The 12,130-nt window shown below is 57.6% G+C and carries 10 protein-coding genes and 1 pseudogene; 6 read left to right on the forward strand and 5 right to left on the reverse strand.

Annotation, left to right across the window (positions count from 1 at the left end; all coding sequences use genetic code 11):
• Positions 1–116 precede the first annotated feature (116 nt).
• The 4 genes from AP059_RS20345 to AP059_RS20360 form a co-directional block, all read right to left on the reverse strand.
• Complete coding sequence (locus tag AP059_RS20345) at positions 117–1,010, reverse strand: sigma 54-interacting transcriptional regulator (RefSeq protein ID WP_059765769.1); 894 nt, start codon at positions 1,008–1,010, stop codon at positions 117–119.
• Between the two features lie 50 nt (positions 1,011–1,060).
• On the reverse strand, positions 1,061–1,642 hold the full coding sequence (locus tag AP059_RS20350) for an alpha/beta hydrolase (RefSeq protein WP_059765771.1): 582 nt from the start codon (positions 1,640–1,642) through the stop codon (positions 1,061–1,063).
• A gap of 217 nt (positions 1,643–1,859) precedes the next feature.
• Positions 1,860–2,810, reverse strand: coding sequence for a homoserine kinase (locus tag AP059_RS20355; RefSeq protein ID WP_059765773.1), 951 nt, complete (start codon positions 2,808–2,810; stop codon positions 1,860–1,862).
• 58 nt (positions 2,811–2,868) lie between these two features.
• Positions 2,869–3,159: a DUF2782 domain-containing protein gene (locus tag AP059_RS20360; RefSeq protein ID WP_059765775.1), complete on the reverse strand. Its 291-nt coding sequence runs from the start codon at positions 3,157–3,159 to the stop codon at positions 2,869–2,871.
• A 74-nt stretch (positions 3,160–3,233) separates the two neighbouring features.
• Here AP059_RS20360 and polA point away from each other — a divergent pair, with 74 nt between their 5' ends.
• Positions 3,234–6,002, forward strand: a complete 2,769-nt coding sequence (gene polA / locus AP059_RS20365; RefSeq protein WP_059765777.1) for a DNA polymerase I — start codon at positions 3,234–3,236, stop codon at positions 6,000–6,002.
• 268 nt (positions 6,003–6,270) lie between these two features.
• On the opposite strand, the gene yihA is transcribed toward polA, so the two are convergent.
• Positions 6,271–6,915 carry a ribosome biogenesis GTP-binding protein YihA/YsxC gene (gene yihA, locus AP059_RS20370; RefSeq protein WP_048402049.1) on the reverse strand — a complete coding sequence of 215 codons (645 nt, stop codon included), beginning with the start codon at positions 6,913–6,915 and terminating at the stop codon, positions 6,271–6,273.
• A gap of 190 nt (positions 6,916–7,105) precedes the next feature.
• On the opposite strand from yihA, the pseudogene AP059_RS20375 reads away from it, so the two are divergent.
• The 5 genes and pseudogenes from AP059_RS20375 (at position 7,106) to AP059_RS20395 (ending at position 11,828) form a co-directional block, all read left to right on the forward strand.
• Positions 7,106–7,384 (forward strand): annotated as a pseudogene (locus AP059_RS20375) (c-type cytochrome).
• 54 nt (positions 7,385–7,438) lie between these two features.
• A complete protein-coding gene (locus AP059_RS20380; RefSeq protein ID WP_048363923.1) occupies positions 7,439–8,059 on the forward strand; it encodes a c-type cytochrome in 621 nt (206 codons plus the stop codon).
• Between the two features lie 200 nt (positions 8,060–8,259).
• Positions 8,260–8,904, forward strand: coding sequence for a thiol:disulfide interchange protein DsbA (gene dsbA / locus AP059_RS20385; protein ID WP_059765780.1), 645 nt, complete (start codon positions 8,260–8,262; stop codon positions 8,902–8,904).
• A gap of 15 nt (positions 8,905–8,919) precedes the next feature.
• Positions 8,920–9,798, forward strand: coding sequence for an endonuclease/exonuclease/phosphatase family protein (locus tag AP059_RS20390; RefSeq protein WP_048402050.1), 879 nt, complete (start codon positions 8,920–8,922; stop codon positions 9,796–9,798).
• Positions 9,795–11,828: a GGDEF domain-containing protein gene (locus AP059_RS20395; RefSeq protein WP_059765782.1), complete on the forward strand. Its 2,034-nt coding sequence runs from the start codon at positions 9,795–9,797 to the stop codon at positions 11,826–11,828. Before AP059_RS20390 ends, AP059_RS20395 begins: the two co-directional genes overlap by 4 nt.
• Positions 11,829–12,130 lie beyond the last annotated feature (302 nt).

Consider the following 12,130-nt stretch of genomic DNA (forward strand, 5'->3'; position numbering starts at 1 on the left):
TCGGATGACGGTTTTTATGTGAAGACGCTGCGGACAATACCGAGATTCTTTATTCCCGAACAATAATATTTATTCAGCTTCTTATTCCATTTTGTTCACTTGCAAGTCGCCACTCTTTAAAGCAGGTCTTTAAGCGCTGCCAGCTCCTGCGCCGTTGCCCCTTTGATAAACAAGGCGATCTGGCTCAGTGCATCCGGCAGATTCAAGTGCTCGGGTTCAATCTCCTCCCCCGTACTCACCAACAACGCAAAATGGATCACGTTCTCCAGCTCGCGGGTGTTGCCCGGCCAGCTGTGACGCTCCAATACCCGTTGGGCGCGCTCGCTGATAAACGGCACGGCGAGGTTCAGTCGCTGGCTGTAGATGCCCAAAAAGTATTCAGCCAGCGACAAAATATCCCCCGGCCGCTCGCGCAACGCGGGCAAGTCCAGTCGCCCTTCGCTTAAATAGTGATACAGCCGTTCGTGGAACTTGCCTGCTGCCACGGCCTGCGCCAGATCAATGCTGGTGGCCGCGACTAAGCGCACATCCACCGGACTCGGTTGATGCGCGCCCACGCGGGTAACTTCATGGGTTTCCAGCGCGGCCAATAACTTGGTCTGAATGGCCAGTGGCAAGTCCCCGATTTCATCCAGGTACAAGGTGCCGCCATTGGCCGATCCGAACCACCCGGCACGGCTGCTGGCCGAGCTGCTGTGGGCGCCGGCAGCGTATCCAAACAACTCGGCGTCGGCATACGTCGGGCTGATCGCCCCGCAGTTGACCGATACAAACAGGCCGGTGCGGTCGCTGGCGCGGTGAATGTGGCGGGCGAGCAACTCTTTGCCGCTGCCGGTTTCGCCACGGATCAGCACGGGCAGCGCACGCGGCGCCAACAGTTCCAGATCGTTACGCAGTTGGCGTGAACGCGGGTCGACAAACACCAGCGCCTTGGCGCGGATGCTGAGCGGGCTTTTTTCAGCGTCGGGAAAGGTCAAAAGCGGCTGACCAAAGGTTTCGTGCAGGCTCATGGCAGGCTCCCGCCCGCCGCCGAAGGGTGGGCGCGGGCGTTACAAATAATTCACGCGCGGCGGAGGGCGTCGTGCTCGATGCGGGTTTGCAGGCGATACAGGAAGGCGAAGCCTTGCTCCCAGCGCTGATGCCCGGACTTGACGTTGATGTGGCCAGCACCGCTGATAATTCCGACTTCGGCGCCCCAGTTGCGAGCAAATTCCAACGCCCGCGGGGCGCTGACAGCGGCGTCGTTGTCGGAGCTGACAATCTGGCTCGGGAACGGCAAAACGCTCGTCGGGATGGGTGCAAAGTTGCGCAGGGCAGGCGCGCAGGCAGGCCGTTCGACATCGGCCGGAGCCACCAAAAGCGCGCCGCGTACCTGGCTTAACAGGCTGGCAGGTGCGCGTTCGGCCCAATGAGCCACCGTGATGCACCCCAGGCTGTGTGCGATCAGAATCACCGGCGTGCTGTCGGCCGCAATGGCTTCGGCCAGCGCCGCAATCCAGTCTTCGCGCCGTGGCGTCAACCAGTTGGCCTGCTCCACACGGGCACCGTTGGGCAGGCTGTTCTGCCAGTGGGTTTGCCAATGATCGTCGGCAGAACCTTGCCAGCCCGGCACTATCAAATAGCGAATCGACTCGTTGCCCATGGGTGTGCGCCTCCTGCTTTGTGTGCGTTACCGGGCCAGTATAGGGAGGGTTTTTAGATTCGCTAAGGAATAAGAAGCTATTTATTAATAACCAAAAAGTCAGTAAAGCCCGCGCCTGCTGGAACGGACCCCACCTGATGTTGGGGATTGGGATGAAGATCTGCGGGCGACACTACAGCCCGCAGCACCTGTGTAACTTCAAGCGGCGTGGCGCAATTTACAGCGCAAACGGCAACTGGATGCTGACCTTTTGGTGAGCGGCCAACCGTTGTTCAAACTCGCCTGGGTCATGAATCAGCACGTCCTGGCCGGCAAAGGCGTGTGCGGCGATCAAGCGCGATAGCCAGAAGCGCACACAGGCGACGCGCAACAAAGTGGGCCACAGCTCGGCCTCGCTGGCCGTAAATGGGCGCAACGCCGCATAAGCACCCAGCAAGGCGCGGGCACGTGGGGCGTCGATGTTGCCTGCGTCGTCTGCGCACCAATCATTCAGGGCAATGGCCACGTCGTACAGCATCGGGCCTGAGCAGGCGTTGTAAAAGTCGATCAGCCCGGTCAGGTGTGTCCCTTCAAACATGGCGTTATCGCGAAACAGATCACCGTGCAAATTAGCCCGTGGCAGCGCCAAAATGTGCGCTTTGCGCGCGGTCATTTCGTCGAGCGCTTTTTGCAGCAGGTCGGCGGATTCGGGGGCCAGGTCCGCTTTCAGCGCAGGGCCTTCGGCCAGCATCCAGTCTAGTCCACGGTCGGTTTTGCGCTCCAGCACTTTGTCACGGGTCGCTAAATGCAGATGCCCGAGCAATTCACCCACTTGCGTGCAGTGCTGAGCGTTGGCGAGGCGAATGTGCTTGCCCGCCAGGCGTGGTTGAAGCAGCGCGGGCTTGCCTTTCAATTCGCGCAGGGCCTGCCCGTCTTGGGTACGCAGCGCATAGGGCACGGGTAAATCCGCGTCGTGCAGCACATCCAGCAGTTCAATAAAGAACGGCATTTCATTGATAGGACCACGCTCAACCAGAGTCAGGACGTATTCGCCCTTCTCCAGGCTAATGAAATAGTTGGTGTTTTCGCTACCCGCGGCGATCCCCTGAAAATCCAGCAGTCGGCCGAGCCCATAAGGTGCAAGAAAGGTTTCCAGCTCGGGACGAGCCAGTTGCGTGAAAACAGACATGGTTTAAAACTGCCAGTACGGGCGCCGCAGGCGTGCGGCGCCGATTAAAGTTAAGACGCTACTTCCATTCGAAGATTTTCCACGAAGGAATCAGCATATCCGGCTGGTCGGAGCGGATGAAATTGGCATCAGTACCATCAGCACGCACTAAAAAGTACGGCGGCGCTCCTTTTGGGGTGACCTTGATGGCATATAGGAAACCGTTTTGACGGTACTCCTGAATGGTTTTATCGCCTTCCGTGCGAATGGTGACCTCTGGCTCCGCGCCAGTTGCGTCATCGGCCGCAAAGGTTACCAGCGGAATGGCTGCAATCAAGCCGGTGAGCAACAGGCGATTAAGTGTGCGCATGATAACCTTGTCCCTTTGTCGTCATTGGTCCGGGCATTCTAGCGCCGGACTCGCCGAAAAGGTTGATCCTGCTCATGAGCCAAGCACCCCTCGTCCTGGTGGACGGTTCTTCATATCTGTATCGCGCTTTCCACGCGCTGCCACCGCTGACCACGTCCAAGGGCCTGCCGACAGGTGCCGTGAAGGGCGTGCTGAACATGCTGAAAAGCCTGCGCAAGCAGTATCCGGACAGCCCATTTGCGGTCGTTTTCGATGCCAAGGGCGGTACATTTCGCGATGACATGTACGCCCAATACAAGGCTAATCGCCCCAGCATGCCCGATGACATGCGGGTGCAAATCGAGCCGTTGCATGCCAGCGTGATCGCGCTGGGCTTCCCGTTGTTGTGCGTTGAGGGCGTTGAGGCCGACGATGTGATCGGTACGCTGGCGCGCAGCAGCGCCGCAGCCGACCGCCCGGTGGTGATCTCGACCGGCGACAAGGACATGGCGCAACTGGTCGATGGCCACATCACGCTGGTCAACACCATGACCGGCAGTGTGCTGGACATTGAAGGCGTCAAAGAGAAGTTCGGCGTTTCGCCGGAGCAGATCATTGATTACCTCGCACTGATGGGCGACTCGTCCGACAACATCCCTGGCGTGCCGGGCATTGGGCCGAAGACAGCATCTGGCTTGCTGGTAGGTGTAGGCGGCGGCCTGGCGGACTTGTACGAGAAGCTCGATATCGTGCCGACGTTACCGATTCGCGGCGCTAAAAATTTGCCGGCCAAACTCGAAGAACACCGAGAAATGGCATTTTTGTCGTATCAATTGGCCACGATCAAAATAGATGTGCCGCTGGATATCGGCCTTGACGACCTGCACCTCAAGGCCCCCGATTGTGAAAAGCTGATTGAGCTGTACACCGTACTGGAATTCAAAAGCTGGATTGCCGACGTCGAGCGTGAAGCCAAGCGTGCCGGGCAGGTGATTACCCAGGAAGCGCCGGTGGTGGTGGCTGAAGCTCAATCCCAGTACGAAACCCTCCTCGATCAGGCCCGTTTCGATGTATGGCTGAAGAAGTTGCAGGCCGCCAAGCTGATCGCCTTTGACACCGAGACCACCGGGCTGGACGCTCAGCAAGCTCAACTGGTAGGCATATCGTTCGCAGTCAAACCGGGCGAGGCAGCCTACATTCCGCTGACGCATTCCTACATGGGCGTGCCTGAGCAGTTGGACCGGGACACGGTGTTGCTCGCGCTCAAGCCCCTGCTTGAAGACCCAAACAAAGCCAAAGTCGGCCAGCACGCCAAATTTGATATCAATATCCTGGCCAACTGCGCCATCGGTGGCGATCAGGCGTGCGGGATCATGGTGCAAGGCGTTGCCTTCGACACGATGCTTGAATCGTACGTACTCGATTCCACTGCCACGCGCCATGATATGGACAGCCTGGCGCTCAAGTACTTGGGTCACACCACCACCAGTTTTCAGGACATCGCGGGTAAAGGTGCCAAACAACTGACCTTCGACCAGATTTCGTTGGAGCAGGCTGGCCCCTACGCAGCCGAAGACGCGGACGTGACGCTGCGCTTGCACAACACGCTGCACGAAAAACTGGCCGCCATCCCAACGTTGAACAGCGTACTGACGGACATTGAAATGCCGCTGGTGCCTGTGTTGGCGCGCATTGAGCGCCAAGGCGCGCTGGTGGATGCCAAGCTGCTGGGCGTGCAGAGCGTTGAGCTGGGCGACAAAATGGTCGCGCTTGAGCGTGAGGCATTTGAGATTGCAGGCGAAGAATTCAACCTCAGCTCACCTAAGCAATTGGGGGTGATCCTGTACGAAAAGCTGGGTTTGCCGATTATCAGCAAAACCGCAAAAGGTCAGCCATCCACCGCCGAAGCCGTGCTCGCGGAGTTGGCCGAGCAAGACTTCCCGCTGCCTAAAGTGCTGATGCAGTACCGCTCGATGAGCAAGCTGAAAAGCACCTACACCGATCGCCTGCCAGAGCAAATCAACCCGCGCACAGGCCGGATTCACACGTCCTATCACCAAGCAGTCACGGCGACCGGGCGCTTGTCGTCCAGCGATCCTAACCTGCAAAACATCCCGATTCGCACGGCGGAAGGGCGTCGCATTCGTCAGGCGTTCGTGGCGCCTAAAGGCTACAAGCTGTTAGCAGCGGACTATTCGCAAATTGAATTGCGGATCATGGCCCACCTGGCCAAGGACGAAGGTTTACTGCATGCCTTCCGTAATAACCTTGACGTGCACAGCGCCACGGCTGCCGAAGTCTTCGGTGTTGAATTGGCTGACGTCACGACCGATCAGCGGCGCAGTGCCAAGGCGATCAACTTCGGCCTGATTTACGGCATGAGCGCGTTTGGCTTGGCCAAGCAGATTGGTGTCGACCGCAAACAGTCGCAGGCGTACATCGACCGCTATTTCGCACGTTATCCCGGCGTATTGGACTACATGGAGCGCACGCGGACTCAAGCAGCCGAGCAAGGTTACGTCGAGACCATTTTTGGTCGTCGCCTCTACTTGCCAGAGATCAACGCCAAAAACCCTGCGCTGCGCAAAGGTGCTGAACGCACAGCGATCAACGCGCCGATGCAAGGCACGGCAGCAGACATCATCAAGAAAGCCATGGTGTCTGTGGATAACTGGTTGAGCGCCTCTGACCTCGATGCACGCGTCATCTTGCAGGTACACGATGAATTGGTGCTGGAGGTGCGCGAAGACCTGGTGGACCAGGTACGCGACGAAGTGCGCAAGCACATGAGCGAAGCGGCCAAGCTCGACGTGCCGCTGGTGGTTGAAGTCGGCGTGGGCAACAACTGGGATCAAGCGCACTAACAGTGCGAAAAGCCTGCGGCCAATAGTCGCAGGCAATATGCCATTAGTTGTAAAGGGTATGGGCTTAGATCAAATCGTTTTTAGGCGTTTTGAACTAAATCTGCCTTCACCACTCAGATCTACTGAATGGGTGGTGAAGCCCTTCAATGCTCCTAATGTTGTGTTAAGTGTTGGCAGAATTCTGAACCCCGCCCTAGCGGTTCAGTACTTGAACCCCGAACTTCCCCCTCCCCATACGAAGTCCGGGGGTTTTTTTGCCTGCGATTTGTTACTCGCCGGTCTCTTCTTCGCCTTTATTAGGCAATTCCATCCATTTGGCGAGCACGGTGTACGCCTCTTCCAGGCCCATGCGCTTAGGGGTGGAGAACAACTGGATGGTGACGCTGTCGCCCCACTTCTTGCGAATTTCTGCCTGAATTTTGAGCAGGGTATTTTTCGCAGCGCCGTACGTCAGTTTGTCGGCTTTGGTCATCAAAATATGCATCGGCATGCCGCTGGAGACGGTCCAGTCGAGCATTAACAGGTCGAAATCGGTCATTGGATGACGAATATCCATCATCAAAATGACGCCTTTGAGACTTTCCCGGCTGCCGAAATACGCTTCAAGGTGACGCTGCCAGTGCATTTTTAGCGGGATAGGCACTTTGGCGTAGCCGTAACCCGGCAAGTCGACCAGACGACGATCTTCATCGAGCTGGAAGAAGTTGAGCAGTTGAGTACGGCCCGGCGTTTTTGAGGTTCGCGCCAGGCTGGCGTGGGTCAACGTGTTCAGGGCGCTGGATTTACCGGCGTTGGAACGCCCGGCAAAGGCGACTTCAAAGCCCTCGTCGTCAGGGCATTGATCGACTTTGGCAGCGCTGAGCATGAAGGTAGCCTGTTGGCACAGGCCGAGGATGGGGTTCTTGAGTTGCATGGGATTTCCGATGTGAGCGGCGTCAGGAATGGACGCGGCGAGCGTGTCGTTTCCGTTTCAGTGGCGCCAGTATATAATGCCGCAGATTTTGTGTGCGCTTTGTCCCAGCGTAGGATGAAGTACACGGGAGCGATAGACCTAGGTTGCGCATTAGAACGCAGCAAGCTCCCAACCCTGAAAAGGTCGTTTTATGACGAAATGGCTGCTAGCTGCCGGTATCTTGATGCCGTGAATAGCGCTCAGGCTACACAGGATCCGGAAGCCGTGTACAACCGCGTTTGTATTGCCTGCCATACTGGCCAGTTGCCAACCGAGCCGAAACCGGTCGTCGCAAAGCCTGGAGCCAGCTAGAGAGCAGGGTATGGAAGCGCTGGTGCGACACGTGCCCCAGGGTTTCAAGGCGATGCCGCCGCGTGGTTTGTGCATGGACTGCAGTGTCGAGGTTTACCGATTGATCATCGTGCGATGAATGAGTAAACCCGGCCCATAACTCTTTAACCCTTAGCCGTAGTTGGATTAGCTGATGAACAAATTACTCGTGAGTCTGCTGTTGACCTTGGGCGTCACCGGTGTTGCCCAGGCCGCAGGCACTGCTCTTGTGGGCGATGCTGCTGCCGGTCAGGCAAAAACCGTTGTGTGTGGCGCTTGTCACGGTCCAGACGGCAATAGCATGGCGCCAAACTTCCCAAAACTGGCCGGGCAAGGTGATAAATACCTGCTCAAGCAGTTGCACGAAATCAAGGACGGCAAGCGTCAGGTCCTGGAAATGACTGGCCTGCTGACCAACCTGAGCGATCAGGACCTGGCTGACATCGCGGCCTACTACTCCAGCCAGAAAAACAGCGTGGGTGCAGCTGACCCGGCACTGGTCGAGCGTGGCCAGGCGTTGTTCCGTGGTGGGGACGTCGAGAAAGGTCTGCCTTCTTGCACCGGCTGCCATTCGCCCGATGGTCAAGGCAATGCACCTGCCGGTTTCCCGCATCTGGGTGGCCAGCACGCCAGCTACATCGAGAAACAACTGACAGACTTCCGCGAAGGCGACCGTACCAACGACGGCGACGCGATGACCATGCGCACCATCGCGGCCAAGCTGAGCAACAAGGACATCAAAGCACTGGCCCAATACATTCAAGGCCTGCACTAAGGCAAAAACGGTCGGTACCGCCAGGGCTTGACGCTTTTGGCAACGTTAACGATCGTTTAATCCTTGCATGTGAGTTTAAAAGGGCAGCTTTGGCTGCCCTTTTTTATGGCATCTGCCGTTACACTACCGAACTCAAGCCAGCACGGACCTGTCTGAATACAGGTCACGTGACTGCGACCTTATTTGCCCAGGAGTAAAGCATGCGTAATCTGATCCTCAGCGCCGCTCTCGTCAGTGCCAGCCTGTTTGGCATGTCCGCTCAAGCCGCCGATGTGCCGCTTGTAGCAGGTGAAACGTACGTTGAGTTGAGCAACCCCGTTCCTGTTGCCGAACCTGGCAAGATCGAAGTCGTTGAGCTGTTTTGGTATGGCTGCCCGCATTGCTATTCGTTTGAGCCGGTGATCAATCCGTGGGCGGAAAAACTCCCTGCCGACGTGCATTTCGTGCGCATTCCAGCCATGTTCGGTGGTCCGTGGGACGCTCACGGTCAGATGTTCCTGACCCTTGAAGCGATGGGCGTTGAGAACAAGGTTCACTCAGCTGTTTTCAACGCGATTCAAAAAGAAGGCAAGCGCCTGACCGACAAAAACGACATGGCTGACTTCCTCGCGACTCAGGGCGTGGACAAAGACAAATTCCTGGCCACTTTTGACTCATTCGCCATCAAGGGCCAAATCTCAAAAGCCAAAGAACTTGCCAAGAAATACGAAGTTTCTGGCGTTCCAACCATGATCGTCGACGGCAAATATCGCTTCGACCTCGGCACTGCCGGTGGCCCGGAGCAAGCCTTGAACGTGGCCGACCAGTTGATCGCCAAAGAGCGCGCAGCCAAGGCGGCGAAGTAAGCGGCGCCCTCCCCCGTGCGGCGCTGGAAAAGCGAGCGCATTGTTGGCCTGCATGAACCGCAGGTTAACGAGGATCATCTGGCGGCCAGCGGGCTGTCGGATGATCGACGTTTGCGTTTGCTCAGCTTCAATATCCAGGTCGGTAACAGCACCCAGAGTTACCGCCACTACCTGACCCGCAGCTGGCAGCACGTGCTGCCACACAAAGGCCGGACCGGTAATCTGGACAAAATTGGCGACTTGTTGAGCGACTTCGATCTGGTCGCTCTGCAAGAAGCGGACGGTGGCAGCCACCGATCCGGCTACATCAATCAGGTTAAATACCTGGCCCAACAGGGCGAATTTCCTTACTGGTATCAGCAGCTCAATCGCAATCTTGGTCGACTGGCCCAGCACAGCAATGGTGTGCTCAGCCGTTTGCGACCTACCGCGATTGAGGATCATCCCCTGCCCGGCCCCGCTGGTCGTGGCGCTATTCTGGTACGTTTTGGCGAAGGTGCCGACGCGCTGGTCGTGGTCATGATGCATCTGGCGCTGGGTGCCAAGACCCGAACCCTGCAACTGGCCTACGTACGCGAGCTGATTGGTGGTTATCAGCACCAAGTATTGATGGGCGACATGAACACCCATGCCAGTGATCTGTTACAAACATCCCCTTTGCGGGATTTGGGTTTGCTGGCGCCACAAATGCAAGCCACCTTCCCCAGTTGGCGCCCGCAACGTTGCCTTGATCATATTTTGCTCAGCCCCAGCCTGACCCTTGAACGGGTGCAAGTGCTGGATCAGCCCATTTCAGACCATTTGCCGGTCGCGGTTGAAATCCGTTTGCCGGGCTCTATTGGTGGAGATTCACTGCCAGTGTTGAGTCCTTCCGCCAGTGAGCCCCTTGCATGACCGCCGACGACGCAAAACGCTGGAAAGAGAAGTACCTCAAAAGTATCGAGCAACAAGAAAAACTCGAACGTCGCTGGAATGCCCGCCTCGACTTACTGCGTCGCGGCTTGGTGCGCAGCACCTTGGCGGCCGAGGGCACTGACCGCACAGTCGACCAATGCATGAAAGAAATGCGCGAGGCCGTGCGCACAGACGAAATGGACGCGGCATTGGCGGCATTGATGCCGCGCCTGGAAAAAGCCGTGCTCGACTCCGAGCAGCGCCGCGAAACCCGGGTTGAGCAAATCAGTACCGCGCTCAGTACCTTGGTGACTCAGCTGCAAGCGCTACCGTTACCGCGTGAAGTCAGCAAACCGCTTAAGACATTCGCCAAGCAGCTCGACAGTCGCGTCACCCAGGCGCGTGAAATACCGCTGCTACTGGGCGAACTGAGCCAATTACAGGGCCAGGCACTGGCACCGCAACTGCACAATGCAGAACCCGCCAAACCGGGCTTGTTGCAGCGTCTGTTTGGCAGTGGCGAAGCCGATAAAGCCGTGCCAGAGCCTGTCACCGTGCAACCCCCGCAAGCGGCGGCAGCCGTCGTCGTGTCAGTGGCGAACCACGAGCCTGTCGATGAGGCGGTTGCGGTTCAAGCCGCTGCTATTGAGGTTGCTCAAGACACGGCCCCTCAACCGGTCGTGACGCCGCCTGTTGTTGAAGCGCAAGAGCCGCACAACCTCCCCTTGTCGCACGTTGACGACGACATCAAATCGCTCCCCCCCCTGGAACCCCCCTCACCTGTGCAGGCAGTTGACGTGCAGGAGGTGATGGATGCCGTTGACGATGGTGCGCAAGGCGCGCTGGAGTCAGTGGTCGCGTTGGCGCAAGCGCATATCAGCCAAACTCAAGCACCAGAAGACAGCCGTGCTGACCTTGATCAGCTTGAGCCACTTGAAGAAGACCCGACTTACGCGCTGCCAAGCACGCCCGAGCCATCCTACAGCTCGGTCGCGACCCACATCGAATCCACGTTGCTGGGGCTGTTGAGCGACCTTTCGCTGCCCGAACATCATCGACCGCAAGCCGAAGCCATGCGCAGCCGTCTTGAAAAAGGGCTTAACTGGTACGAATTGCTCCCTATCCTCGATGATCTTGCCGTGCTGATGCTGGCCATTACTGACAGCGGTCAACATGAGTTCGAGGCTTACCTCAAGCAACTCAACGAACGCCTGGAGTCGTTCCAAGGCAACCTCCAGGCCGCCAGTGAAGGCCATGCAGAAGGCCGAACGGCGGCCGATGACTTGCACACCCAAATGCGCGAGCACGTCGACGACCTGCAAAGCAGTGTGCAAGAAGCCTGCGACCTCAGCAGCCTCAAGCACATCCTTGAAAGCCGCCTGGAAGGCCTGTTGGGCACAATGGACCAGCACCAGCAACAGCGCGATGCACGCGAACAAGAAGTCGCGGCGCACCTGCAAGGGCTGGCCGAGCGTGTGGCGCACATGGAGCAGGAGGCCCTGGGCTACCGTGAACACCTTGAAGAGCAGCGCCAAAAAGCCCTGATCGACCCGCTTACCGGTTTGCCCAATCGTGCGGCCTGGGGCGAGCGTTTGGCCCATGAGGTTGAACAGTGGCAACTTCACGGCAACCTGCTGCTGGTGGCCATGCTCGACCTGGATCACTTCAAGCGCATCAATGATGGCTATGGCCATTTAGCAGGCGATAAAGTGTTGAAGATCATCGCCACGCAACTGCGCAAACGCCTGCGTCCCACAGACTTCATTGCCCGCTTTGGGGGTGAAGAGTTTGTGTTGCTGATACCCAATACCTCGATGGCCATAGGCTTGCAGTTGGTCGAGAAACTGCGCGCGGCGATTCAAGCGTGCCCATTCCACTTCAAAGGTGAGCCGGTCACCGTTACGGTGTCTATCGGTCTGGCAGCGTTCAAGCCCGGTGATCGCAGTGATCAAGTGCTTAAACGCGCCGATGAAGCGCTGTACCGAGCCAAGAACAAAGGCCGTAACTGCATAGAAACGCACCCCTCTTAAGTGATGGGCGGGCTTGTCATTGATCGACGCGAATCGCCAGTCTCAGAACCAAGGTCGCCGTTTGAGCGGCCATACGTGCCCTGTGAGCCAGCACTCGAAGGTTGCGCGTGATCCTCTGAACATCACCCTGGCGCCGGAACACTTGTGACTCTCTTGACCTCGACTACCATGTTTTTCACGCTGCGAAATGCACAACCGCTGAATGTTTGCGGATCTATCAGCGTCTCCATTAATCGCTAGACACAACAAAAACCTGTCAACTCTGACAGGTGCGACGTTCGAAAAAATCTTTCACACTGGTG

The sequence above is a fragment of the Pseudomonas sp. TAA207 genome, assembly GCF_001529285.1.
Taxonomy (GTDB): domain Bacteria; phylum Pseudomonadota; class Gammaproteobacteria; order Pseudomonadales; family Pseudomonadaceae; genus Aquipseudomonas; species Aquipseudomonas weihenstephanensis.